Here is a 25181-nt window from a genome sequence, read left to right as displayed (position 1 = left end):
GCTCAGGATTCTATCAAACAAAAATCAGAAATTCCTCAAGACCCCGAGGCGCAGGTAATGTCAAATGATCCGCACAGATCATGGGCCTGCAACTCGCAGAGCCCAAAGCGCTTACCTTTTCCCCGGGCGCTGAACCAACAAGACACCAGGAGACCGTTCCATGCCCTCTAGAACCGCGCCGAGCCTTACCCTGTTGAACCGCATTCTTTGTGCCTTGGCAACCGTCGTTGCCTTCGGACTGACTGCTTTGGCTCAGATCACACCAAGCCAGGACGCCTACACTAACACGGCCACTCCCACCACCAACTTCGGCGCCAAGACTTTGCTCGACGTGCAGAGCGCTTCGCAGAACACCTACATCCAGTTCGACCTGTCCTCCATTCCCTCGGGCTACACCGGCAGCAACATCGCCAAGGCCACGCTGAAGCTCTACGTGAATACCGTCCCGGCGGCAGGCAGCTTCAACGTCGACTTCGTCAACGGCACCTGGGACGAAAAGACGATCACGGCGAACATCCTGCCTGCGCTGGGGACGACGATTGCGGCCAGCATTCCGCTGAGCAGCACGAACGTGAAGGACTACGTCCTCATCGACGTCACTCCGGCTCTGCAGGCCTGGCTGAACGGAACGCAGCCGAACGACGGCATCGCCCTGGTGGCTAATGGCTCGCTGAATGCGACGTTTGACAGCAAAGAGGCGACGACGCAGAGCCATCCCCCGGAACTGGACGTGGTGTTTGCGAGCAGTGGCGGCGGTGGAATTACCGGCATCAACACCGCAAATGGCAGCGGCCTGATCGGCGGAGGTAACAGCGGCACGCTGAATCTCTCGCTGACGAATGCCTGCGCGGCCAATCAAGTACTGAAGTGGAGCGGCTCGGCGTGGAGCTGCGCCAACCTGACCAGCGGCGGCACGGTAACCAGTGTTGGCCTGAGCGCCCCCGTGAGCGACTTCACCGTGACGGGGTCGCCGGTCACGACCGCCGGTACTCTAGGCCTGAACTGGGCGGTTGCTCCGACCAACGGCAACGTGGGCAACACCATCGTGAAGCGCGACAGCGCGGGCGGCTTCGCGTCGGGACTTATCAACGCCAGCATCGCCACCGACACCGATCTGAGCACGACCATTACCGGTTTTCAGCTCGGTGCGACGAAGGAAACGTTTGGCGTCTTTGGCTATGCCGCCAGTCCCCACGGAGTTGGGGTCTTCGGCCGGGGTGTGGGTTTCAGCGCCACGAGCTCAATTCGTCCTCCACTCCGTGGCACCGGCGTCTGGGGCGATACCAGCGCACTGCACGGCACGGCAGTTTATGCAACCGTCGACGACGGATTCGCCGTGCAAGCGATCGGCAGTGGCACCACCGTCTACACAATGGCGGTATTTAACGCGAACACGCAAGGTCCAATCTTCTTTGCTCAGAACGGGTCGGGCGGTTCCTGTTCGATAGAAGCGAACGGTGATCTATTTTGCTCGGGATCGATCAACGGCAGCGCGAAGAACTTTCGCCTCGATCATCCGCTGGATCCCGCGAACAAGTACCTCACCCACACTTCCATCGAGTCCTCGGAGATGCTCAATCTCTACACGGGCAATGCCGTCCTCGGCGCGGACGGTTCCGCTACCGTCTCCCTGCCCGACTGGTTCACCGCTCTCAACCGCGACTTCCGCTACCAGCTCACGCCCATCGGAGGATTCGCTCCGCTCTACATCGCGGAAGAACTGTCTGACAACCACTTCGTCATCGCCGGAGGCCGCGCTGGTATGAAAGTTTCCTGGCAGGTCACCGGTGTTCGCCACGACGCGTACGCCAATGCGAATCCGCTCAAGGTGGAACAAGACAAAGGAAAGGAACGTGGCCACTATCTCCATCCCGAACTCTTCGGGGCAACGCCGGAACAGAGCGTGGGCTGGGATCACAGTCGCTTGCCGCGAGTTAAGTCTTCAGCGAAAGAGACTGGCCGCTCCAGGCCGTGACAACTTCAATCTGCACACAAAACGATCGCATCCCAGGGGGAAATCATGCGTCTTGGAAACATTCTGCTGTTGCTCACGCTCGCTCTCGTAACCATCGCCGCCTCGGAGCAATCCATCGACTACTCCGCCGACGTCTTGGCTCCCGCCAGCACGAAACAACTGTGGCAGAAGGGCTGGGACAACTTCGGCGAGCCCCTCAACCTCAACTCCAGCAACATCACCTGGGCGCTGTCGAACGCCAAAAAACTGACCGTCACGTTTGCCCTCGTGGGCGCGACTCCGAACAAGTTGTATCAAGTCGGCATTCACATCTTCTGTAACACCGCACCTGCGGGCTTCGGGCAGTTTCCAGTGACCAGCAATGGCGGCAACTGCATCCCGCTCGTCCGTCAGGGCGTCAGCGGCAGCGTGGCGGCCGTGGAATTCGGCGTCGTCACCACCGACAAAAACGGCAAGGGCTCGTTCAAGGTCGTGGTCGGCCCGATTGCGTCCGGAACATACAAGTTCGAATTCACCGCGCGTGACGGCGCTGGATGCAACCTGATCGGCGGCGCCGGAAACGGCACGGACTGCTTTGCCGATTTCCAGTCGCCGGGACCGTTTGGAACCCTGAACACCATGGTGGTCCCCTAATGCCGGCAGCGGTATGGCCGGCAACTGATTAATGAGGAGGCGAGTATGAACTTGGGGAGTGTGTTCAACAACGTGCAGATTTATGAGCCTTAGCTCCTGACCAAGCCGGAAGCTGACGCTATTTCGGCGCCGGCCCGGTCGACTCGCGGATCACCAACGTAGGTTCGACAGCGATCTCCGCGATGGGCTCACGATTTTCTTCGATCATGCCGATGACGGTCTCGGCTGCCATCTGGCCCATTCTTACGAGTGGCTGCCGGACCGTGGTGAGGCTGGGATTATTGAAGGCCGCCCACTGAATGTCGTCGAATCCGACAACGGAGATATCCTGTGGAACGCGCAGCCCTTCTTCCTGGATGGCGCGAATCGCTCCGATCGCGGCGATATCGTTGTAGGCGAAGAGCGCTGTAAACGGCTTCTTGCGGGCGAGCAACTCCTTCGCGTAGGGATAGCCCAATTGCGGCGAGGGGTCGTCGATCTCAAGGTTGACGATGAGTTGGGGGTCCATTTCCAATCCCAGGTCCTGCGACACTTTGCAAACTGCCTTCCAGCGATCCGCGGAATCTGAACTGAAGGGCTGGCCTTTCATGAACGCGATTTTGCGGTGTCCCAGTTGATACAGATGTTCGAGGCCGACGCGAATTCCCTTTTCCTGATCGAGGATGATGTTGGTCACTCCGGGGAAGGCGCGGTGCCCGGCCACGCTGACCGTGGGCACTGGGGGAGCTTCCTGAAAGCTGGTGTCGACCGTGACGAAGCCCTCTACTCCGCGTTCCACCAGAAGCTGTGAATAGTCGCGCAACATCGCCGGATCGTGGCGATGGATTACCGTGAGAAAGAAGTAGTTGTTCTGCCGCAGGTGCGCTTCGACACCGCTGATGACCAGGGATCCGTAGGAGTCGCCAATTTCCTCGAGGATGAGCCCCACCGAGTAAGTGCGCTTTTGACGCAACGATCGGGCAAGAAAATTGGGACGGTATTTCAGTTCCTGCGCCGCTGCCCTAATGCGCTGCCGGGTGTGCTCAGGAATGGAGCGCGCCGAAGGGGCGTTGTTCAGCACGGCGGAGACGGTACCGGGCGCCAACCCGACATGCTCCGCGACTGCGCGCAGGGTCACTGCCCCTGGTGTACTGAGTCTGGACTTCTTGCTTTTAGCCATGCCCCGGAATCGCCGCAGACCCTCTGCGACACCCACACCTCGACTTTCTCCAGTTCGAGTCTTGTGCCGCCCCTGGCAGGAACGCCTTACTTGGCCGCTTCTATCGTAAACGCGTCTGTGATATTTCGCACCTTTAATGATCGTTTAATTTCGTCTAGTTCCGCCTTACTCTTCAATTGCAGAGTAATAGGCTCGTTGGGGAGTAGATCAAAATAATTGTCGGAAACTTCGACGTCCTGATCTCCAAAGCTCACGTAGACATGCTTCGCCAAGACTGCCGACTGCAACCGCAGCGTGTAGTTTCCGCTGCCGCCCGTTACTTCCGACTGAATTGAAGCACTGGGCAGCGCCAAATTGCGCACGTGATCGAACAGGACGACGTTGCGTGAAACTACTTTCCCGCTCTGTATCAAGTCAACGACAGCAAAGGCATGTTGTGCATCGGTGCCCTTCAGCAGTTCCTGCCGAGGGAAAGATGCGTAGACCTTGCTGGAAAGCTCCGGGACCGTAACTGTCTGTTTCTTCTCCAGGATGGTCTTGCCCTGAAAATCAAGCACGCGAATACTTAACTCGGCGTCCGTAGGCTGTACTTTGTCGGAAACGATGTACGCGGACAGAGTACCGTTCTCTTCCCAGGGCGAAACCAGCAAATCATCGTAGAAGCGACGAGCGTAATAGTGGAGGGCCTTCCAGCGGCCGTAGTAGTCAATGCTCGCCCACGACGCGACTGGCCAGCAGTCGTTCAGTTGCCAGTAGAGCGATCCCATCGTGCGCGGACGTTGCCGCCGGAGGTGCTCTGCGCCGACTTTGATCGCCTCGGCCTGCATCACCTGGCTGACATAGAGGAACGATTCGAAGTCCTTGGGCTCGCGGAATTCGCGGAGTACATAGGTACGAATGCGTTCGTTGCCGCCGACATTTTTCTGATGCTCCTGCATCACCGGGGAGATGATGTCGAGATCTTGTGGTTCGGCGAATTTACGAACCGTTTGAATATCGGGGAATGATTGGAAACCGTATTCCGACATGAAGCGCGGAAACTGATGTGTGTACTCGGAGATTGGTTCCAGCGCATGCCACACCGACCAGTAGTGCATGTCTCCGTTACGCTGGCCGCCCGGATCATCTTCAAAATTGGCGGAGGGAGAACTCGGCCAGTAGGGAACCGGCGCACCATTCTCTGCGACCACGCTCTTGATGACGTCGTGGAAAAGGACGACGTAGTCTTGCCAGACGCGCTCCCGCTGCGGCGGCGTCAACGTTTCTTTGAAATAGACGCGGTCGCCCCAATAGCGCCAGCCGGTCTCCACTTCGTTGTTGCCGCTCCAGAGCGAAATGCTGGGATGATCGCGGAGGCGCTTTACCTGCTGCGTCGCTTCTTCGCGGACATTTTCCTGAAAAGCGAGGTCTCCGGGAACCATGGCGCCGCCGAACATGAAGTCCTGCCAAACCATGATGCCGAGTTCGTCGCAAATGTCGTAGAAGTCGTCGGTCTCGTAGTAGCCTCCGCCCCAGTGGCGGATCATATTCATGTGTGCGTCGCGCGCCGACTGCAGAATCTGGCGATGTTGCGCTGGGGTGACGCGCGTCATGAAGCTGTCGAAGGGAATCACGTCAGCGCCTTTGGCAAACACCGGGATGCCATTCACGACAAACGTAAAGCTCTTTCCCCACTGGTCGGGCTGGCGGCGTAGTTCGAGCGAGCGAATTCCCGTGCGTAGCTCGGCGCGGTCCTCGACCATCGCTTTCTTCCCGGTGCCAACAGAGAGTCCAGTTCCCGAAAATAGTGTGGCGGAGAACTTGTACAGTGTCTGCGAACCGTAGCCATTCGGAAACCACAGGCTGGGGTTCGCGATGTCAAAGGGGAGCGTTATGTGATTGATCCCTTCTTCCAGATGAAAAGGACTCCTGTATTGCGTGGAAGAAAGAGCGCCCTTCCCTGGACTGGGGTGCTCAACAACAACAGTCACATCAACTTTGCGAGTAGCGACGATGTCGAAGTCCGCTGACAGTTTGGCCTCATCCTTCGTGACTTTGATCTGGCGGATATGGAAGTTATCGATCCGCAGATCGTCCCATGCGATGAGTTTTACCGGGAGCCAGATCCCCTCCGTGATATAGCGCGGACCCCAGTCCCATCCATAGTTGTAAGGTGCTTTGCGAGTGTATGGATCGGTCGCGACCCCTTCTTCGCTGACAATCTGAACCTGTCCTACCGTCGGCAGGCGATAGGGCATCGCCTTCACTTTCGGCATCATCAGCCTGATTGGAGAATGAAAGACGACTCGCAACGTGTTCTTGCCGGCTTTCAATTTGTCCTTTGCCGAAATCCGCCAAGAGCGAAACATGTTGTCCGCTTTGAGGATTTCGGTGTCGTTCAGATAGACATCCGCGTAGGTGTCGAGTCCCGCGAATTGCAAGTCAACATGTTTTCGCGCGAGCGTTGCGGCATCCACATCGAATTCTGTCTGGTACTCCCAATCCGTGAGGCCGATCCATTGCAGGGACTTTTCGTTGTCGCGATAAAACGGATCCTCAATCAGCTTGTTGTGCAGGAGGTCCATCTGCACTACTCCGGGCACTTCGGCCGGGTGCCACTGCTCCACACCGGGATGGCTTTTGTCGTTCAGTGCTCGGAAACGCCAGCCGGAGTGAAGGGGAACCGTGGTGGGTGGCAATGCAAAAACGGGGAGGGCGAATGAGAACAGGAAAGCGAAGATTACACAAAACCCGAAACGTCGGGTAGAGACCATGATGGACTCCATGAACATTTATGGTTGCGGCTGGGATTATACCCGCGGACCGTGGGCGGGTAAAGCTGAAGCACCGAACAAAACCGATTTTCTATCGTCTGCCAGCCAACTCTAAATAGAGAGACAACAAATAGAGAGACAACGCTTGCTGCGTCTCTCGTGGAATAAACGTGGGCGAAACAGTATTTCTACTCTGACAATTTGGGCCCGACAATCGCTCGTCCCGGGAAGACGTTCGTTGCTAATTTGCCCTGATCGATGAGAAGCGTGCCTCCGACGACCAGGTACTGCACGCCAACGCTGGGCTCCATCGGCAACTGAAACGTCGAACGATCGGCAATCGTTTTCGGGTCGAACACGACGATATCGGCGTCGGCGCCTTCCTGCAATCGTCCCTTGGCGCGCCCTGCGGGGGTCGATTTCTCCAACACTTGAGCAGGCATCAGCGACATCTTCCGGATCGCATCCATGAGAGTCAACGTCTGCTTCTCGCGCACATACTGGGCGAGAATTCGCGAAAACGTTCCAGCATTTCGCGGATGACCTTGGGCGCCATCGCTGGCGATCATGACCATGGGGTGGGGAATGATCTGGTCCACCATTTCCTGTGTGTTGGCGTAAATCAGCACACTCTGCGTCACCGTGGAACTGTGCAGCTCGTCGAAGCGCGCCTTGGTCAGATGCTCGCCGGTGTTGGGGAGCACGAGTTCGTTGTAGCTGATGCCAAGTTTTTCTTGCCAGCCCGGATTGAACAGCGCCGAGTTTAAGGAAGTCATTCCGGGGATGTACGGATATGCCTCGGTTGTCACGTCGAGGCCGCGCGCGCGTGCGCCTTCCACCATCGACAGGCACTCCATGGCATCGCGCTGGCAAGTGCTGTTGATGTGCACGATATGCAGGGTGGCGCCCGTGATCGCGGACGCGCCGATCACTTCGCCAACGGCCTCAATCGCGGAGCCCGGTTCGACACGCCCGGCACTGCGCATGTGCGTGTAGACGGGAACACCCTGCGCGGCAGCGAACCGGAAGATCTCGATCACTTCCCGTCGAGTGGCGCCGGGTGTGTATTGAATTCCCATGCCGATCGCCAATCCGCCGGCAGCGAGTTCTGCGCGCAATTGTTTCTTGATGGCTTCGATCTGCTCAGGCGTCGCGTGCTGGTCGGTGGCGGGTCCACTCTTGGGAAGAATTTCAGGGATGCCGGCGTGAGCCGTTGCAGCGCCTGAAAGAGGCGCACCGAATACGAGCGACCGTGCCGCCACATGGCTGGCCGCGCTGCCGTAGTGGATCAGTGATTTCCCTTCCTTCATTTTCAGAAACTCTGCAACATTCGGAACTCCGATTTCGAGTTCCAACGCAGTGGTCACCCCATCGAATGCTTTGACGCGCTGGCTTTCAATTTCCTGGCCGTGCTGATGCAGGTCAATGAAGCCGGGCGCGACGACCAGTCCGGACGCAGTGACTACCCGTTTTCCACGCAAGGCATCGGTAGAGATGCGCGCGATCTTCCCGTTGTTGATGCCGACGTTGCGGACTGCATCGAGGCCGGTTTCGGGATCGAGTACCCGGCCGCCTTCGAGAACGAGGTCATATTGCTGCGCGAATACGATCGAAGACCACAAGACCAGCAAGCACAACGTCAGGAAGCGCATGGATTCTCCAATTATTCAGCAGACAGAAATACGATGCATACCGGTGATGGTGCTTTGAGTGTCTGGCCAATGTCGGTCAGGCGACCGGTCTTAGGATCGATTTTGAACACGACGATGTTGTTGGATTCCTGGTTCGCGACAAACAAAAATCTTCCCGTTGGGTCGATCGCAAAATTACGCGGAGCCTTGCCTTTGGTTGAAACGTGCTCCACCAGTTGCAACGTTCCTTTGGCGGAACCGGTGTTGAATACTGCGATGTCGTCCGGGCCTCGATTCGACGCATAGAGAAATTTGCCCGATGACGAGGCTACGATTTCGGCGGAATCATTGTGGCCCTTGAAATCCGTGGGTAAAGTAGAAATCGCTTGCAGGTTCCGTAATGCTCCGGTGCGCGCGTCGTACGCGAAGCTCGTGATGCTTCCACTCATCTCACTCAACACGTATACGAATTTTCCACGCGGATCAAAAACAAAATGCCGCGGTCCGGCACCAGGCTCGACTTTCCCAAATGGCGGATCGTTCGGAGTCAATGTGCCCTTAGCAACATCGAAGCGATAGACCAGCAGTTCATCAAGACCGAGGTCGGCCGCAATGGCGAAGCGATTGTCTGGCGTCAACTGGATTTCGTGCGCGTGCGGCCCTTCCTGGCGCTCGGCGTTCGGGCCATGACCGCTGTGCTGCACGACGGCAGAAGGCTCGCCCAGTTTGCCGTCTGCAAGCACAGGGAAACTGGCCACGCTCCCTCCGGTGTAGTTGGCAACCAGAAGATGCTTGCCCGACTTGTCGAGCGTGATGTGGCAGGGGTCCGCTCCGTGTGAGGAAACCTCGTTCAGGAACGTGAGTTTGCCGGTCTTATGGTCGATTGCGAAAGCGCTGATGCCGCCGCTCTTCTCACCTTTGTAATCGCCAACTTCGTTGGCAGCATAAAGGTAGTGATGGCTCGGATCGATCGCCAGAAACGAGGGGTTGGTAGTTTCCGCTACGAGTTCAATCGGTGTCGACTTGCCGGAGGCGGGATCAAAGCGAAAGGCATAGATCCCTTTACTTTCCTGGCCCGTGTAAGTCCCTACGTAGACGAGGTAGGAACCCTTCGCAGGGCGGTCTGCGGCATGTGCGAAGGAAAGTAGGAGAAGAAATGTCAGGACAAGAAATTTGAATCTACGATGCATGTTTTTCCCCACGTGCGGATTGGAAATGCGAATACGGCCATTACAAATGGCTCGATGCTATTTTTGCTTCACTGCAATCGCGGAAATTTCGATACGAGCGTTGTTGACCAAGGCGACCGCTTGGATGGTGGCGCGTGCGGGTTTTGGGTCGGGCATGAATTCGCGATACGCTTTATTCATCTCGCCAAACTCGCGAATGTCGGCCAGATACACGGTGACGGAAACAATGTCTTTCAATTCGAATCCCGCCGCCTTAACAACTTTCTGGATATTTTCCAGCGCGGCTTTGGCTTCTGTGCTGATTCCGCCAGCAACCAGTTTGCCCTGATCGTCCGTACCTTCCTGCCCCGCGACGTACAGGGTGTTGCCTGCCACGATGCCGTCGTTGAAGGGGAGATTTCGGCCAGGGGAGAGATTGATCGCCCTGTGTTCCTGGGCATCACAGGCGGGAAGAAATAACGATCCTGCGGTCAACGATGTGATCGCTATGACAAGCAACAGCACCGTACGGCTGAACTGTTTTCCCACTCTAGTCTCCTGGTCTCGGATGAGGATGCGTCATCGAAAGACATCAACACTTCATGCAGACATATATAACCAGTTGAGGTCCAATAAGTAAACTTTTCACAAACATTCTGGAGCAGAGAAACCGGCGAATTGCCGGGCTGGGCGCTTGACCTCCAAGACTCTACTCCACTACAGTCAAAGTCGTTAGCCGGTGGGCAACCTGTGAACCTTCAGGGCCACGCCCGAGCGGCTGGGGCAACAACTTCCGGACTCAAACCGGGCCCATTCAGATGAGGCAGGATTGCGCATGAGCACAAAGAGCGCCGCAAACAGGGCCACGTTGCACGAGAAACTGCAACTGATGTCTGCTTCTGAAATGGAGCGGACGCTGGTGCGCCTGGCTCACGAAATCCTCGAAAAGAGCGGCGGCGTGGAGAATCTGGGGCTGGTTGGAATTCGCCGGCGCGGGGTTCCGCTGGCGGAACGGCTGGCCAAGATTATCCGGCAGAGAGAAAAAGCTCCGGTCCCGGTCGGCACGCTTGATATCACGTTCTATCGTGACGACCTTTCCACGGTTGGGCCGAAGCCAGTTGTGCAGAAATCGGAAATCGGGTTCGCCATTGGCGACAAAAAAATCGTGCTGGTCGATGATGTGCTGTTCACGGGACGAACGATTCGATCGGCGATGGATGCGCTGTTCCTTCATGGCCGTCCGAGCCGGGTTCAATTGCTGGTGCTGATTGATCGGGGCCATCGTGAGTTGCCGATTGAAGCAACATTTATAGGACGCACCGTGCAAACCACCATGAATGAAGTGATCGAAGTGAAGCTCACCGAAGTGGATAATTCTGACAAGGTGTTGCTGATGGAAAGAATAACGGAACGAGTGAACTAATAAGGGGCAGTGATGACATCTCAAAGAACTTTGACCCAAGAAGACACCGCGCCAGTTACGGTTGCAACCTCTCCCGCCCGCATTCTTCAAAACTATGTTGGCGGCCGTTGGGTGTCGGCGAAGGCCTCGGGCCTGGTGGACGTAACGAATCCCGCGACGGGAGAAGTGCTGGCCCATGCTCCATTGTCAGGACGCGAAGATGTCGAAGCCGCGGCGGCCGCGGCCAGTGCAGCGTGGCCGGATTGGCGCTCGCGCTCGATGGGCGAACGGACGGAATTCATCTTTGCGCTCCGTGAACAGTTCCGGAAACGGATTGACGAACTCGCGGCGTCCGTGACCCGTGAAGGCGGCAAAGTACTTTCCGATGCCCGCGCGGAAGTCACGCGTGCGATTGAAGTGATCGAAGTAGCCTGCGCGTCTCCGATGACCATGCAGGGACGCGTGCTGGAAGGTGTGTCACGCGGAATCAATTCAGAAACGGTCCGGCAGTCGGTTGGAGTTTGTGCAGCCATCACCCCGTTCAATTTTCCGGCGATGGTTCCGATGTGGTTTCTGCCGTTTGCGATCGTTTGCGGAAATACTTTTGTACTGAAGCCTTCTGAGCAAGTTCCGCTCACTTCCGAAATCATCTGTCACATCCTCGAAGACATCGGCCTGCCTCCGGGCGTAGTGAACCTGGTGCATGGCGGACACGATGCAGTGAATGGCATCCTCGATAGCCCCGGCATCCGTGCGATCTCGTTTGTCGGATCCGTCAGCACGGCGAAATACATCTACCGCCGCGCAGCGGAAAACGGCAAGCGCGTACAGGCTCTGGGCGGTGCGAAGAACTACATGATCGTGATGCCCGACGCTGTCATTGAAAAAACCGTTTCCAACGTGTTGGGCAGCGCCTTCGGCAACGCCGGGCAACGCTGCATGGCCGGTTCCATACTGGTGACGGTTGGGGCCGCGCAAGGCAAAATCATGGGTGTGCTCAAAGCGGAGGCCGAAAAATTGGTTGCCGGTGACGGCACCGATCCAAAATCGAGCCTGGGCCCTGTAATATCGAGCGCTGCCTGCAACCGTATTCACGAAGCGATCGACACCGGAGTAAAAGAAGGCGCGGAGTTGCTGGTGGATGGAAGGCGTCCGCAGCGCGCCCCTGCCGGCGGCAATTTTGTGGGACCAACGATTCTGAACAACGTAAAGCCCGGCATGCACGCGGCGACCGACGAAATTTTTGGACCAGTGCTCTCCGTCATGCACGTGGAGACGCTTGATCAAGCCATCGACCTGGTGAATTCCGATCCCCGAGGTAACGGTACTTCGATCTTCACCGAAAACGGCGCCGCCGTCCGAGAGTACAGCCGTCGTGTTGAAGTGGGTATGGTGGGTGTGAACATCGGCGTGGCTGCATCACCCGCTTATTTCCCATTCTCAGGATGGAAGGATTCTTTCTTCGGTGACCTGCACGTGCACGGTTGGGACGCGATCGAGTTCTTCACGCGTAAGAAGACCGTGACTTCGCGCTACTTCTCCGTGGGAGAGACCGGCAAGTTCTTTACCGAACAGGGTGACAAGAAATAAGACCGATTCCCAGCGACTGAAGCGACTACACGTATTTGAGCCACCAGTCGTTCCGCCTTGCTTTGAAGTCGGCAAACCATCGGCAAGCAAAATACAGCAGCACGATGGTCATCGCCCATACCAGGTAAAGGAGCGGCAGGCTCCACATATATCCTTCCGGCGGTTCGGGATTACCCATTGGGTGATTGGTGAACAGCCACGGGCTGACTATACCGAATCGAATCTTCGAAACCACACACGCGAGCACGTGGATCAATGGAATATGCAGCACGTAGAAAAAGAATGGCACGCGCCCGAACATTGCGATCTGGCGTGCCAGTGCTCCGCGTAGCCCTTCGAGCAGCGGGATGAGGGCCATGATTGGCCCGAGCGTCATCAGTAAGAATAGGAGCGATGCCGGATATTTACTCGTGTTCAGGAACGACAACGCGGCCGGCATCGATTGTGAGCCGTTTTGTCCCGGCACCGGGTGATGCCACGGTCGCGGATCGCCATACAAATTAAATCCTCGCAACAAAAGAAATAGTCCGATCGCCGAGAGTCCGATGATCAGGCAGAGTCGATTCCTTCGGCCAGGCTCCAACAGCAGAATTGTGCCGAACGCATATCCCGCTGCCATGACGCCGATCCAGGGAATAATCGAGTAAAGAACGATGAGGTTGGGACCGTTCGGCCCAAACTGGATGGGTCCGGCGAAGAAGCCGACGTAGAGGAGTTTCCAAAGTCCTGAAATCCGGCTCTGGTCAAGCCCTTCCAATAGTTTCCCCATATGGGGATCCATCAGGTTATGGAGCGCGATGATCGCCACTCCGATTGTGCCTACAACTTTCAGGGGCAGCTTCACCAATCCAGCCATCAGGATCATGCAGATCCCGATCACCCAGATCACGCCTGCCATTTCGTAATGCATGAAATCAAAATTAAAAGTCCACGCCACGCGGAGAACGGTGAACTCAAGCGCGATCAGCCAGGCGCCGCGGATCAACAGAAACTTCGAAAAGTCGGTGTGCTTTCGACTGTAGAAATAGATACTTGTGCCCGCCAAAAAAATAAACGCTGGAGCGCAGAAGTGAGTGATCCACCGCGTGAAGAACACTCCGGGCGTCGGTCCACCCGCGGGAACTCCCGCAAACACTCTCACATGATCGATGGCCATCAGGATCATCACTGCGCCGCGAATGAGGTCGATGGAGGCAATTCTTGTAGCCGGCGGTGTGAATGCGTCGGTCCCAGTTGCAGTCTGGCTGGAAGGTACGCCCATGGTTGCTCACCTCAATTCCCGTAAGTTGATCGCGGTGCGGAGCTCAGAGCCTGCTACGGTTGCGAATAGAGCGAGCGTTTCAGAAATTCTCCGGCACCTGGCCGTCCCAAGAACTTGTCTGCTTCGACTACCACTTTGCCTCGCGACAGTACGATGTCCGGCATCCCTGTAACTTCGATTCCTTCAAACATGGAGTAGTCCACGCGCATGTGATGTGTCTTCGCGCTGATCGTGTGTTTTCGGTTGGGATCGAAGATGACCAGATCTGCGTCACTACCCACGGCGATTGTGCCCTTGCGCGGATAGAGTCCAAACAATTTCGCGGGCGTGGTCGAGACAAGTTCTACAAATCGATTCACGCTGAATCGCTGTCCAGCCACGCCGCCGGAATAGATCAGACTCATGCGATGTTCAATGCCCGGGCCGCCATTCGGAATTTTGGTGAAGTCATCCTTCCCCATTTCTTTTTGCTCTTTGAAACAAAACGGACAGTGATCGGTGGAGACAACTTGCAGGTGATCCGTCTTCAGTCCATTCCAGAGCTTTTCCTGGTTCCACTTCTCTCGCAGCGGCGGAGTGAATACGTATTTCGCCCCTTCGAAACCGGGAGCATCCATGTTTTCGAGCGAGAGGTAGAGATATTGCGGACACGTTTCCGCATATACAGGAAGCCCACGATCGCGTGCTTCGCGCACTTTTTCGAGAGCGTCATGGCAACTCAGATGGACGATATAGACGGGCGATCCCGCCATCTCCGCCAGAGCGATCGCGCGCGAGACGGCTTCCGCCTCGGCTGTAGTTGGCCGGGTCAGCGCATGGTACTTCGGAGCCCTTTTTCCTTCCGCGAGCGCCTGCTGGACGATCACGTCGATTGCGCCGCCATTCTCCGCGTGCATGCAGATCATGCTGCCATTCTTACTGGCGGCGCGCATTGCTTTGAAGATGCTGGCATCGTCGAGCATGAACACGCCGGGATAGGCCATGAACAACTTGAAACTGGTGACGCCCTCGCGGACCAGCGCATTCATTTCCGCAAGCTGTGCGTCTGCCAGGTCGGTGATGATGCAGTGGAATGCATAATCGCAAACCGCCTTACCCGAGGCCTTAGCCATCCACGCATCGTAAGCGGTGCGCAGAGTCTGTCCCTTGTATTGGATGGCGAAGTCGATCAACGTCGTGGTGCCGCCGAATGCAGCAGCGCGCGTGCCAGTTTCGAAATCATCGGCGCTGGTGGTCCCGCCAAACGGCATGTCGAGGTGCGTATGGACGTCGATCCCGCCCGGGAAAACATACCTGCCGGCCGCATCAATGACCTTGCCTGCATTTTCGCGCGGAAGGCTCTGCCCGATGGCATTGATTTTGCCGTCCTGGATCGCGATATCGCTCGCGTAGGTGTCGGTAGCCGTGACCACACGACCGTTGGCAATGATGGTATCGAAGCCCATGTCGAGGTTCTCTCCTGCAACAGTGCAGCAAAGATTTTATGCTAAACTGCCGAACTTCGACGTTAGATTAACTGGGCGCTCATAGGAGCAGTTCATGCAGTTTGGCATCACGATCAAGCCCGACATGTCGGTGGAGCGAATCCTTTCTCTAACGCGACAGGCAGAAGCTGCAGGCTTTGAATACGGTTGGATTTTCGATTCGCACGTGCTGTGGCTGGACCCGTATCCACTGCTCACACTGATGGCGACGAACACGAAGAAGATGCGCCTCGGTACATGCGTGACTAACCCTGCCACGCGCGACATCACCGTGACCTCGAGCTTGTTCGCCACGTTGAACTTGATTTCCGGCGGGCGCATGCAACTCGGCATCGGCCGCGGCGACAGTTCGCGGCGCGTGTTGGGCAAGAAGCCAGTGACGTCGGCGCAACTGGAACAGTCCGTCCATGACTTTCGCGCTCTGACGGGAGCCAATGAAACCGACTACGAAGGCCGTCCCGCGCGGCTTACGTGGGCGAACGGCGGAGTTCCTCCCGTGTGGGTGGCGGGATATGGTCCCAAGGTGCTCGAACTTGCCGGACGAGTCGCCGACGGCGTGATTCTGCAATTCGCCGATCCTGATTTGATTGCCTGGTGCATGGGCTTCGTGAGAAAGGGTGCAGAATCCGTCGGACGCGATCCGAGCAAGATTGAAGTGATGGCCGCCGCGCCGGTGTGGGTCTCAGACGATTTGAAAATTGGGCGCGACCATGTGCGCTGGTTTCCAGCGCTGGTGTCGAATCATGTCGTCGACCTGGTATCGCGCTACAAGCCGGAAGAACTGCCCTCAGCGCTGACTTCCTATATCCGCACGAAGGAACAGTATGACTATCTTCATCACTGCGAAGTCGACAGCAGCAATGCAGACTTTGTGTCCGATGAAGTAACCGACCGGTTTTGTCTGCTTGGCCCAGCCGAGGCGCACATCGAGAAACTCCGGGCGCTGGCGCGAGTGGGCGTCACTCAATTCAACATTTATCTGATGTGCGGCGAGGAAGAAGGCACATTGGAAACGTACAAGAAGGAAGTCCTACCCAAGTTTCGTGCCCGCTCATAGGAGTTGCATACTTCATGGAAGCCATCTTCACGCGCGCCCTTCCCGTTCTCCCCGCCGCCGACGTCGCTGCGTCTCTGAAGTGGTGGATTGAGGTCTGTGGTTTCACAGAGGTTTTTCGTGACGCCACGCCGCCGTCGTATGCGGGCATTCACCGCGGCGATGTCTATCTCCACATCGCGGGCATGGATGACCATGCCCTCGCCCGTACGGTTGGTGATCAAACAATGGTCCGTATCGCGGTGAAGGGTGTGGAGGCGTTTTATGCCGAATATCATCAACGCGGCGGGAAAGTTCATCCCAACGGCTCTCTCCAAACTAAGCCGTGGGGCTCACGAGAGTTCGGCGCAATTGATCCCAACGGCGTTTGCGTGACGTTTCTGGAATGAGTGCTGGGGCGTGTTGGCAGGACTCAGTGCGATAGCGTTCGGGCCGATAATTTCATGAAGCTGTAGTAGACAAAGAACGACACCGCGAAACCCACGAACCACGAATAGTCATACAACACCCGCACCGACGGCACGACTAAGCCAATCAGCGCCGTCCCCGCTCCCGCCGCCAGAGCGATGATCGCGAACCAGTTAAAGCCGCCAGAATATTCGTACGCGCCGCCGCGCAGATAGAGATCATCCACCAGCAAAACCCGACGTCGAATCACGAAATAGTCGCAGATCATGATCCCGGCGACAGGGCCGAGGAATGCCGCGTAGCCACCCAGCCAGCCGAGGATGAACGTCCTATAGTCGGCCAGCAGTTTCCATGGCATGAGCGCGATTCCCATGAAGCACGTCATCACGCCGCCGGTGCGGAAGCTGATCTTGCGTGGCCACAGATTGGAGAAGTCATTTGCCGGTGACACCACGTTAGCGCCAATGTTCACGTTCAACGTCGCCAGCAAGATGGCTAACAACGAAATCACCACCGCAACCGGCGAATGAAACCGGCTGAGCAACTGGACGGGATCCCAGATTGCGGTTCCATAGATCACCACGGTTGCCGAAGTCACCAGAATGCCGATCAGCGAATAAAGCGTCATGGTGGCGGGTAGGGCGAGTGCCTGGCCGATGATCTGTTGGCGCTGGCTGCGCGCGAAGCGGGTGAAGTCGGGGATGTTGAGAGACACGGTCGCCCAGAATCCGACGGTGCCGTTGAGGGCAGGTATCAGGAATTTCAAGAAATCAGCGAAACTCCCGAAGCGGGAAGTGGCTGATACCATCGGGCCAAATCCGCCCGCGGTTTTATAGGCCCAAGCGAGTAGCAGAACTCCAACGGCAAGAAGAACCGGCGCGCTGATCCCTTGGAGAAATCGAATGTACTCAATGCCCTTGAGAATCACGGCGAGGTTGATCAGCCAGAACGCCATGAAGCAGATCGCGGCGCCGTGCGGGATGCTACTCCACGCCGGATACAAGGTTGTGATCAGCGTGTTGATGGCTTCGCCGCCGATCCAGGTTTGAATGCCGAACCATCCGCAGGCAACGAAAGCGCGGAGCACGGCGGCAACATTTGCGCCCAGGACGCCGAACGACGCGCGCGCGAGCACTGGAAAGGGAATACCGTAGCGTGCTCCCGGGTGCGAATTCAACAGCATCGGGACGAGGACAATCGTGTTGCCAAGAAACACCGTTGCGACTGCCTGCTTCCAGTCCATCCCGCCCTGGATCAGGCTGGCGGCCAGCATGTAGGTAAGAATATTGACCGACATCGATACCCACAGCGCGGCGAAGCTGTATGTGCCCCAGGTCCGGCGCTCCGCGGAAACGGGCGCCAGGTCAAGGTTGTAGAGCGGACTGGACTCAATGCGGGATGGTGATGTCTGCATATGCGCTTTGGTCGCTCAACCAAATTGAACTGTCATCCCGAGCGAAGTAAGGAGTCTGCAGTTTACCGGCACAATGCAGATCCCTCCCTTCGTTCGGGATGACAGTTCTGAAAGTCTTCATTTCTACCCACAGTCAATCCGTGGACCCGCTCTGCGCCGTCAACGCCCCATACGTCTCCGGTCTCCGGTCGCGGTAGAACTGCCACGTCTTTCGGACTTCGCCAATCATGTCGAGATCAACGTCCGCGACCAGCACTTCGTCCTTGTTGCGGCTCGCCTGGGCGAAGATCTGGCCACGCGGATTGCAGAAGTAACTTTTGCCATAGAACTCGCCGATATTCCACGGCTTTTCGCGGCCGACGCGATTGATTGCGCCGACAAAATATCCGTTGGCCACCGCATGCGCCGGCTGTTCGAGTTCCCACAGGTGCTCGGAGAGTCCCGCAACGGTTGCGGAAGGATTGAAGACAATTTCCGCGCCGTTCATCCCCAGCGCGCGGGCTCCTTCGGGAAAATGGCGGTCGTAACAGATGTACACTCCGACGCGAGCGAATTTCGTATTGAAGACTGGATAGCCCGAATCTCCGGGAGTGAAATAGAATTTTTCCCAAAATCCGGGATGCACGTGCGGGATGTGGTGCTTGCGATATTTGCCCAGGTAAGTGCCATCCGCGTCGATGACGGCAGCGGTGTTGAAATACAGCCCGGGCATCTGCTCTTCATATACCGGAACCACGATCACCATGCCGTGCCTGGCAGCAATCTGCTGCATCAGTTTCGTGGTTGGTCCGCCGGGAACGCGCTCCGTCATCTCGTACCAGCGAATATTCTGTTCGGCGCAAAAATAAGGACCATAGAACAGTTCCTGCAGGCAGAGCACGCGCACTTTTTTCCTGGCAGCCTGTTCGATCAACTTGAGGTGCTTGTCGATCATGGCTTTTTTGATTTCAGCCAATGGACGGTTGCCGCCGAGCGCATTGGTTGCCTGGATGAGTCCACAGCGCACGATACGGGACATGGAAGCACCTCCGAGAGAGAGTCAATATATCAGAAGCGCAAATCAGCGGAGCGCCGAAAGCAGAGCGTTCTTCCAGAGTTTTGTGTCGATGGTCCAGCACACCTTGGCCTTGGGAGCATTGCGTACCGCGTCGGCCCAGACGGACTGATTGCGCTCGTCGTTGGCCTTGTCGAGACGATCGACCACGGTCATACCGCGTGTGAGTTCGCTTTGCGTCTCGACCTCTACGTAGTGGTCGCTCCATTCGGTTCCAACAGTCGGATCAAGCGCAATACACATCGCGACGGGATCAGGCAGTGAAATCCCGTCTTCGCCTGTTTGTATCTTGTAAGCGGTACGTGCGTGACTGTTGGATTCGATCGCAAAGTGCGCAAGGGGCGTATTTAGTTTCTGAATCTGCGCGATGTCGTCTTCCCCGGCCACGGAATCTCCGCGACTCAAATGCCAACCGATGAGTTCGATGGGCAGGCCAGTCAACATCACGATTCGCGCAGCTTCAGGATCGACCCAGATGTTGTATTCCGCCGCCGGCGTCACATTTCCTTCGCAACACGGGGCACCGCCCATCACGACGCAGCGTCCTACTTTCGAAACAATGTCTGGTCTCTTTGCGACCGCCAGCGCGAGATTCGTGAGAGGCGCGAGCGTCACAATCACAATCCCAGGATTCGCTTCGACCGCTTCGATGATGGCATCGACCGCATGCAATTTACCCGCGGCCCGACGCGGGGGAGGATATCCGTGATCGCCCAGGCCGTCGCGTCCGTGGAACCAGGTTGCATTTTCGTAACGGCGAAGCAACGGTTTGTCCGCGCCTGTATATACAGGCACATCGGAGCCGCAAAGTTCCGCTGTGTAGAGCGCATTGCGGGTGGACTGCTGAACGTCGACGTTACCGGCAACGGTTGTGATCGCGACGACGCGGACATCGGGCGCACGCAATGCCATGATGATTGCAACGGCGTCGTCAGAAGCAGTGTCGGTATCGATCAGGAAGGCGCGCTGCATATCTACCTAGTGGCTCATTAAGTTTACAAAGATCTTCTCAAACTTCTGTGTGTCCACTTTCATTTGCACGCTAGCTGGATGCAATTGCTCGGGCGGCGTCAGATGAGCCTTCCATTTTTCCTTATCGACGGGACGTGGCCCGCTGTAGGCGAGGAAGAATTGTGGAACTTCATCCGAGGGCTTCCACACTACCGTGTGTCCATACTTCGGCCCATGCGTGATATCCACGTCAAGGTACATCGTCTCGGACTTTTCTATCACTGAGGGATCGAGGATCGACGCCACTGTGAGTTCGTCCCACATCATCGACCACATGGAGGTTCCGGGCGGCGGTTCACGGTCGAGATAAACCTGCTTGACGTGATTTGCAAGAGGGCCACCGGCACTTACTACTCTCTTCATCAAATTCTCGCTCGACCAAATCTGTTCACCCGCCTCAAAGGGCGTGATCACAATTTCTTTCCAAGGCTGGCGAAGCACGATGGCGGCTGCTTCCGGATCCCACCACCAGTTCAGCTCCGAGCCGCCGGCACTGCTTCCGCCCATGATGTAAATTGCCTTGGTGAGCGGAACAATGTCGTGGTCCATGGAAACGGCGAGCGCGATGTTAGTGAGCGGACCGGCGCAGTAGAGGACCACTTCGCCAGGATGAGCACGGATCGTATCGATGAGGAAGTCCGCAGCCCGCCCGGGTTTCGGCTTCACCTTTGGATAGCCGCCGGGAGGCGCCCATGTCTCCTTCGGCGGTGGAGCGTCAGGATTAAACGAGCCGTGCCAGGCAAGGTACGAGCCGAAAAGATGTTCACGGGCTTCCTGCTCGCGCTGACTATTCACTAGCGGACGCTCCGCGCCCTTGACTACAGGTACGTCGGCTCGTCCGGTAATCTCCGTAGCCCACAACGCAAAAACTGTGGCAGGCTCCATCCATTGATCTCCGCTTACCGTGGTGATGCCAAGCAGGTCCACTTGCGGCGCTCGCAACAACATGAGCAAGGAAAGAAAATTCGTTCCCTCCGGACCCGCACTATCTTGATCAGCAATGATTTTTATTTGTTTCTGTGCGAAGACGTACGTGGGCAGACATAAGACAGCGGTGAGAAAAAACGCTATGGCAACCCGTTTCATGGAATGCGTGCCTCAGGACTTCGATCTTGCTGACCACTCCTGGTCGAAGCGCGCCCGGTCGTAAAACGACTTTTGCGTGCCGACACCAGTCGTGGATAGTCCTGCGTACAGGTTGGCGCGCCGGACGGCCTCCCGCTCGGGCAGGCCTTCACCAAGAAAGGTGGCGAAGCTGCCAATAAACGCGTCTCCCGCTCCAGTGCTGTCCACGCTTTTCATCGTGAATGCAGGTACGTGTTCCATGCCTTCACTTCCGGCGAGCAGCGAGCCATTTGCGCCGAGCGTGATAATGACGCGGCGGATTCCACCTGCCAGAAGCTTCTGCGCGCACTTCTTCGCGTCGTCCACATTCTTCACCGGCATCCCGGTAATCGTTTCCGCTTCGCTTTCGTTCGGGACAAAGTAATCAAGATCGGCGATCGCTTTGACGTCGATGGGTTGCGCTGGGGCTGGATTGAGGAGGCAGCGAATGCCATTCTTACGCGCGAACTTGATGGTGTAGTAGACAGTTTCCAGTGGTATTTCAAATTGCAGGACGATGCAGTCGGCGCTCTTCAGGACGTCGGCTGCGGAATCCACGTCCGCCGGTTTTAGGGCGTCGTTGGCTCCTTTGACGACCAAAATCCGATTCTGTCCGGCGGGATCAACAAAGATCGGAGCCACACCGCTTGACAGGCCGGCGACCTGTTTTACCTGTGACGCATCGATACCTAATTTTTCAAAATTCTTGATCGTTGCGGGTCCGAATAGGTCATCACCAACGCGTGCGACCATGAAAACATCGGAGCCACAGAGTCGGGCGGCGACGGCCTGATTGGCGCCCTTGCCACCGAATCCCATATCAAATTTCTGGCCAAAGATTGTTTCTCCCGGCTTGGGGAACTGGTCGGTGAACGTAGTCAGGTCGACGTTGGCACTTCCTACCACTGCAATACGCGGACGCTTTGCCATATTTTTCTGTTACTCCAGATCGCGAACGGCGAGTTTAGCCAGAGCAGATACGGGTGTCAACAGGCCGGGGCGGTGACGCCCTGCACCGCAGCGAAGAAGCGCCGAAGCTTCGTCTCGTCGAGTTTGCCGCTGCTTCGCACGCTGGAACAGAGGTCCAGTCCGAATGGTCCAACCTCCTGAATCGCCTGGGCAACGTTCTCGGGCGTTAGGCCACCAGCAAGGAAAAGCGGGACATCGATTCGCTCTCGAATCATCTTGCTGAATTTCCAGTCATGGGTCTTCCCGGTGCCGCCGAGCTCTTTCACTGCAAGTTTCTGATTGCCTGAGTCAAGCAAGATCGCGTCGGCGTAGCGCGCAGCGGTACAGGCTTCCTCCACCGATTCGGGGCCCACGACATGAACAACCTGAATGATGGAAATTCCCGGCAAAGCATCTTTAAGTTCTCGATGGGTGCCGCCGGTCAGGTGGTCGCAGATTTGAATGCAGTTGGTGCGGCAGAATTGTTGCTGAGAGATGATTTCACTGATGCTCTGTCGCGAGGTCAGCAGGAACGTTGCAATCGGGGGAGGAACCGTGGCGGCAATCTCTGCAATTTGCTGATCCGTGATGACGCCCGGCCCGCTTGGCATGTGAGAGACCAATCCCAGCGCGGAGGCGCCGCACTCGATGGCCAGAGCCGCTTCTTCCTTGCTGCTGATACAGCAGATCTTTACCCGGGGAGTGACGGTAGCCTTCATGTGCGCTATTCGCCGTAGGGAACCCAGATGTTTTTTACCTGGGTCGCGTGCTCGAGAAACCAGCGTCCTTCGGCCAGTTTGGGATTGAACCAGTCGATGGCGCGGCCCTCGTTGGTGAATACTTGTTTGAGGTTCCCGATGGAAGCCGATTTAGCTGCCGCCGCCTGTGTCTCGTCGCCAAAGCACCAGATCGCGTCGACGTCATCATGCTCCGCGATTGTCTTTAAGAGTTGCGACGCATAGCCAGTCACGATGTTGACCGCGCCGCCCGGCAGATCGCTGGTGTCGAAAAGCTGGTAAAGATCGCCAGTGATCAGCGGATACCGTTCTGACGGGATCGCGATCACAGTGTTCCCCACTGCGAGTGCCGGCATAACTAAGGAAAGAAATCCCAGCAGAGGCGCTTCGCTCGGACAGATCACGCCAATCGTTCCAATCGCCTCATGCATGGCGATGGCAATATTGCGAAACGGCGGATTGTGCACGGCGCCATCGAATTTGTCCGCCCATGCAGCATAGGAGAAGATGCGCTCAATGCCGAGGGTGACTTCTGCGTTGGCTTGTTTTTCTCCGACTACCGCCGCGAGACGACGCGCAATCTCATCGCGTCTTTGCGAGAGATTCTCGGCGCTGTAGTAGAGCACCTGGGCGCGATTGTGGGCCGTCGTCTTTGCCCAACCGTCAGCTTTGCGGGCGGCTTCCACAGCGTTGCGGATATCTTTCCGGTTGCCGAGCGGAGCTTCTCCCAACAGGCTTCCGTCCGTGCCGCGAACCTGCATGCTGTATCCGGAATCCGGACGAGCCTGCTTGCCACCGATATAGAGTTTCACCGTGCGATCAATGGCGGGAACGCTAGTGTCAGCTGCCTTCTCGTGAGCAGTCGCATCCGGAGTCTTCGCCACTGGCAGAACCGGGGTACTCTTGAACCACTTCGGTTCCAGGTATTCGAGCAAGCCCTCGCGCCCACCTTCGCGTCCGTAACCGCTTTCTCGATAGCCTCCAAATCCGCAGGCTGCGTCAAACAGGTTGGTGCAATTCACCCACACGACGCCGGCTTTCAACTGTGCCGCTGTCTGCAATGCCACGTTAATACTTTCACTCCAGACGCAGGCGGCCAGTCCGTAGACCGTGTTGTTCGCCAGTTCTACCGCTTCTCGTGGAGTGCGGAAGGTCATCGTCGCTAAAACCGGTCCGAAGATCTCCTGCTGCGCGACGATCGAAGTGGGATGGACATTACTCAGCAAAGTCGGCGGATAGTAAAAACCGCCCTCCGGCAATATGGTTGGCGGTTGCCAGCAAGTCGCTCCTTCAGCGACTCCCTGGTCAACCAGTTTGCGAATTCGTTCCAGTTGTACCCGAGCGACGATCGGGCCGATGTCGATGCCTTTGTCGAGTGGCGATCCGAGCCGCAAAGTGCTCATACGGTCTCGCACTTTGGAGATTAGCGTTTCGGCGACACTCTCTTGCACGAGCAGGCGCGATCCAGCGCAACAGACTTGTCCTTGGTTGAACCAGATTCCATCGACCAGTCCTTCGACTGCGCCGTCGAGGTCCGCGTCCTCGAAAATAATGAAGGGAGACTTGCCTCCCAACTCGAGGGACAGTCGTTTGTGGCTGGAGGCGGTGGCCGAGCGGATCGCGCGTCCCACTTCGGTCGAACCCGTGAATGCGATCTTGTCGAGATCGGGATGCTTCACGAGCGCTTCGCCGGTGGAACCGTCGCCCGTCACGATGTTCACCACTCCCGCTGGCAGTCCAACTTCCTGGCAGACCTCGGCGAACAACAGTGCGGTGAGAGTTGTGAATTCAGCAGGTTTCAACACGACCGTGTTCCCGGTAGCCAAAGCGGGCGCAATTTTCCATGCCAGCATCAGCAGAGGGAAATTCCAGGGAATGATCTGTCCGATGACTCCACAGGCAGCGTAGTCAGGGAACTCCTGCTCCAGCAACTGTGCCCAACCGGCGTGATGATAGAAATGTCGAGCAACCAATGGAATGTCGATGTCGCGGCTTTCGCGGATCGTTTTGCCGTTATCCATTGTTTCGAGGACAGCGAACAGCCGCGAATGTTTCTGAATCTGTCGCGCAATTGCGTACAAATAGCGCGCCCGAATGTGGGGCGTAAGCGCTTGCCATTTCGGGGACGCTGCTCGTGCAGCTTTCACCGCGGCGTCCACGTCTGCACTGGATCCCTGCGCCAGGGAGGCGAGTTTCTCTCCGTTCGAAGGATCGAAGGTGTCGAAGTATCCATCTGCCGACGGTTTCTGCCATGCGCCGTTGATGAAGTGCGCGAAGCGCCGTCCGTGTCGATCGAGCCAGGCAACGGCTTCTTTCGGATCCTCGGGGGCGGGACCGTATTCCATGGTTGCAAATTTTTCGGCAATGCTCATTCGTGTGCTCGATTCTTTCCTG

The 25181-nt window shown here is 57.0% G+C and carries 20 protein-coding genes; 6 read left to right on the top strand and 14 right to left on the bottom strand.

The features are described from left to right. Nucleotides 1–160: 160 nt before the first annotated feature. The gene (locus HY010_17515; protein MBI3477534.1) at nucleotides 161–1975 is read left to right on the top strand and encodes a DNRLRE domain-containing protein; all 1815 of its coding nucleotides are present in this window, start codon (nucleotides 161–163) and stop codon (nucleotides 1973–1975) included. Between the two features lie 45 nt (nucleotides 1976–2020). Next, nucleotides 2021–2608: a hypothetical protein gene (locus tag HY010_17510; GenBank protein MBI3477533.1), complete on the top strand. Its 588-nt coding sequence runs from the start codon at nucleotides 2021–2023 to the stop codon at nucleotides 2606–2608. A 118-nt stretch (nucleotides 2609–2726) separates the two neighbouring features. Here HY010_17510 and HY010_17505 read toward each other — a convergent pair whose 3' ends face one another. From HY010_17505 to HY010_17485, 5 genes are all read right to left on the bottom strand, one after another. Beyond that, the gene (locus HY010_17505; GenBank protein MBI3477532.1) at nucleotides 2727–3767 is read right to left on the bottom strand and encodes a LacI family DNA-binding transcriptional regulator; all 1041 of its coding nucleotides are present in this window, start codon (nucleotides 3765–3767) and stop codon (nucleotides 2727–2729) included. An 86-nt stretch (nucleotides 3768–3853) separates the two neighbouring features. Next, on the bottom strand, nucleotides 3854–6520 hold the full coding sequence (locus HY010_17500; GenBank protein ID MBI3477531.1) for a glycoside hydrolase family 2 protein: 2667 nt from the start codon (nucleotides 6518–6520) through the stop codon (nucleotides 3854–3856). Between the two features lie 188 nt (nucleotides 6521–6708). Next, the gene (locus tag HY010_17495; GenBank protein MBI3477530.1) at nucleotides 6709–8172 is read right to left on the bottom strand and encodes an amidohydrolase family protein; all 1464 of its coding nucleotides are present in this window, start codon (nucleotides 8170–8172) and stop codon (nucleotides 6709–6711) included. Nucleotides 8173–8183: 11 nt separating this feature from the next. Then, nucleotides 8184–9341, bottom strand: a complete 1158-nt coding sequence (locus tag HY010_17490; protein MBI3477529.1) for a lactonase family protein — start codon at nucleotides 9339–9341, stop codon at nucleotides 8184–8186. 57 nt (nucleotides 9342–9398) lie between these two features. Continuing rightward, nucleotides 9399–9869, bottom strand: coding sequence for a RidA family protein (locus tag HY010_17485; protein ID MBI3477528.1), 471 nt, complete (start codon nucleotides 9867–9869; stop codon nucleotides 9399–9401). A 319-nt stretch (nucleotides 9870–10188) separates the two neighbouring features. Between HY010_17485 and pyrR the strand changes: the two genes are divergently transcribed. Further along, nucleotides 10189–10743: a bifunctional pyr operon transcriptional regulator/uracil phosphoribosyltransferase PyrR gene (gene pyrR / locus HY010_17480; GenBank protein ID MBI3477527.1), complete on the top strand. Its 555-nt coding sequence runs from the start codon at nucleotides 10189–10191 to the stop codon at nucleotides 10741–10743. A gap of 12 nt (nucleotides 10744–10755) precedes the next feature. Continuing rightward, nucleotides 10756–12312, top strand: coding sequence for a CoA-acylating methylmalonate-semialdehyde dehydrogenase (locus tag HY010_17475; protein ID MBI3477526.1), 1557 nt, complete (start codon nucleotides 10756–10758; stop codon nucleotides 12310–12312). A gap of 25 nt (nucleotides 12313–12337) precedes the next feature. Here HY010_17475 and HY010_17470 read toward each other — a convergent pair whose 3' ends face one another. Both HY010_17470 and hydA read right to left on the bottom strand, forming a co-directional pair. Then, nucleotides 12338–13573: a DUF1624 domain-containing protein gene (locus HY010_17470; GenBank protein MBI3477525.1), complete on the bottom strand. Its 1236-nt coding sequence runs from the start codon at nucleotides 13571–13573 to the stop codon at nucleotides 12338–12340. Nucleotides 13574–13626: 53 nt separating this feature from the next. Next, a complete protein-coding gene (hydA, locus tag HY010_17465) occupies nucleotides 13627–15018 on the bottom strand; it encodes a dihydropyrimidinase (protein ID MBI3477524.1) in 1392 nt (463 codons plus the stop codon). 94 nt (nucleotides 15019–15112) lie between these two features. On the opposite strand from hydA, the gene HY010_17460 reads away from it, so the two are divergent. After that, entirely contained in the window at nucleotides 15113–16114 is a 1002-nt protein-coding gene (locus tag HY010_17460) for a TIGR03842 family LLM class F420-dependent oxidoreductase (GenBank protein ID MBI3477523.1), read from the top strand. A gap of 14 nt (nucleotides 16115–16128) precedes the next feature. Continuing rightward, nucleotides 16129–16500 (top strand): hypothetical protein, encoded by a 372-nt coding sequence (locus HY010_17455; GenBank protein MBI3477522.1) that lies wholly within the window; start codon nucleotides 16129–16131, stop codon nucleotides 16498–16500. 23 nt (nucleotides 16501–16523) lie between these two features. On the opposite strand, the gene HY010_17450 is transcribed toward HY010_17455, so the two are convergent. The 7 genes from HY010_17450 to HY010_17420 all read right to left on the bottom strand — a co-directional run bounded on the left by HY010_17450 (nucleotide 16524) and on the right by HY010_17420 (nucleotide 25159). Beyond that, nucleotides 16524–17933, bottom strand: coding sequence for an NCS1 family nucleobase:cation symporter-1 (locus tag HY010_17450; GenBank protein MBI3477521.1), 1410 nt, complete (start codon nucleotides 17931–17933; stop codon nucleotides 16524–16526). Between the two features lie 133 nt (nucleotides 17934–18066). Then, nucleotides 18067–18951, bottom strand: coding sequence for an acyltransferase (locus tag HY010_17445; GenBank protein MBI3477520.1), 885 nt, complete (start codon nucleotides 18949–18951; stop codon nucleotides 18067–18069). 42 nt (nucleotides 18952–18993) lie between these two features. Continuing rightward, nucleotides 18994–19944 carry a nucleoside hydrolase gene (locus HY010_17440; protein ID MBI3477519.1) on the bottom strand — a complete coding sequence of 317 codons (951 nt, stop codon included), beginning with the start codon at nucleotides 19942–19944 and terminating at the stop codon, nucleotides 18994–18996. A gap of 21 nt (nucleotides 19945–19965) precedes the next feature. After that, nucleotides 19966–21084: a nucleoside hydrolase gene (locus tag HY010_17435; GenBank protein MBI3477518.1), complete on the bottom strand. Its 1119-nt coding sequence runs from the start codon at nucleotides 21082–21084 to the stop codon at nucleotides 19966–19968. Nucleotides 21085–21096: 12 nt separating this feature from the next. After that, on the bottom strand, nucleotides 21097–22032 hold the full coding sequence (gene rbsK / locus HY010_17430; GenBank protein MBI3477517.1) for a ribokinase: 936 nt from the start codon (nucleotides 22030–22032) through the stop codon (nucleotides 21097–21099). Between the two features lie 56 nt (nucleotides 22033–22088). Further along, a complete protein-coding gene (locus tag HY010_17425) occupies nucleotides 22089–22769 on the bottom strand; it encodes a phosphoribosylanthranilate isomerase (GenBank protein MBI3477516.1) in 681 nt (226 codons plus the stop codon). A gap of 5 nt (nucleotides 22770–22774) precedes the next feature. Continuing rightward, a complete protein-coding gene (locus tag HY010_17420) occupies nucleotides 22775–25159 on the bottom strand; it encodes an aldehyde dehydrogenase family protein (GenBank protein MBI3477515.1) in 2385 nt (794 codons plus the stop codon). Nucleotides 25160–25181 lie beyond the last annotated feature (22 nt).

Source organism: Acidobacteriota bacterium (assembly GCA_016196065.1).
GTDB lineage: Bacteria > Acidobacteriota > Terriglobia > Terriglobales > Acidobacteriaceae > Acidiflorens.
This window is presented reverse-complemented; position numbering and strand designations above follow the sequence as displayed.

What these genes read in the sequence shown, in the direction of transcription:
- HY010_17515 (MBI3477534.1), top strand. Translation starts at nt 161, where the DNA reads ATGCCCTCTAGAACCGCGCCGAGCCTTACCCTGTTGAACCGCATTCTT.
- HY010_17510 (MBI3477533.1), top strand. Translation starts at nt 2,021, where the DNA reads ATGCGTCTTGGAAACATTCTGCTGTTGCTCACGCTCGCTCTCGTAACC.
- HY010_17505 (MBI3477532.1), bottom strand. Translation starts at nt 3,767, where the DNA reads ATGGCTAAAAGCAAGAAGTCCAGACTCAGTACACCAGGGGCAGTGACC.
- HY010_17500 (MBI3477531.1), bottom strand. Translation starts at nt 6,520, where the DNA reads ATGGTCTCTACCCGACGTTTCGGGTTTTGTGTAATCTTCGCTTTCCTG.
- HY010_17495 (MBI3477530.1), bottom strand. Translation starts at nt 8,172, where the DNA reads ATGCGCTTCCTGACGTTGTGCTTGCTGGTCTTGTGGTCTTCGATCGTA.
- HY010_17490 (MBI3477529.1), bottom strand. Translation starts at nt 9,341, where the DNA reads ATGCATCGTAGATTCAAATTTCTTGTCCTGACATTTCTTCTCCTACTT.
- HY010_17475 (MBI3477526.1), top strand. Translation starts at nt 10,756, where the DNA reads ATGACATCTCAAAGAACTTTGACCCAAGAAGACACCGCGCCAGTTACG.
- HY010_17470 (MBI3477525.1), bottom strand. Translation starts at nt 13,573, where the DNA reads ATGGGCGTACCTTCCAGCCAGACTGCAACTGGGACCGACGCATTCACA.
- hydA (MBI3477524.1), bottom strand. Translation starts at nt 15,018, where the DNA reads ATGGGCTTCGATACCATCATTGCCAACGGTCGTGTGGTCACGGCTACC.
- HY010_17460 (MBI3477523.1), top strand. Translation starts at nt 15,113, where the DNA reads ATGCAGTTTGGCATCACGATCAAGCCCGACATGTCGGTGGAGCGAATC.
- HY010_17455 (MBI3477522.1), top strand. Translation starts at nt 16,129, where the DNA reads ATGGAAGCCATCTTCACGCGCGCCCTTCCCGTTCTCCCCGCCGCCGAC.
- HY010_17450 (MBI3477521.1), bottom strand. Translation starts at nt 17,933, where the DNA reads ATGCAGACATCACCATCCCGCATTGAGTCCAGTCCGCTCTACAACCTT.
- HY010_17445 (MBI3477520.1), bottom strand. Translation starts at nt 18,951, where the DNA reads ATGTCCCGTATCGTGCGCTGTGGACTCATCCAGGCAACCAATGCGCTC.
- HY010_17435 (MBI3477518.1), bottom strand. Translation starts at nt 21,084, where the DNA reads ATGAAACGGGTTGCCATAGCGTTTTTTCTCACCGCTGTCTTATGTCTG.
- rbsK (MBI3477517.1), bottom strand. Translation starts at nt 22,032, where the DNA reads ATGGCAAAGCGTCCGCGTATTGCAGTGGTAGGAAGTGCCAACGTCGAC.
- HY010_17425 (MBI3477516.1), bottom strand. Translation starts at nt 22,769, where the DNA reads ATGAAGGCTACCGTCACTCCCCGGGTAAAGATCTGCTGTATCAGCAGC.
- HY010_17420 (MBI3477515.1), bottom strand. Translation starts at nt 25,159, where the DNA reads ATGAGCATTGCCGAAAAATTTGCAACCATGGAATACGGTCCCGCCCCC.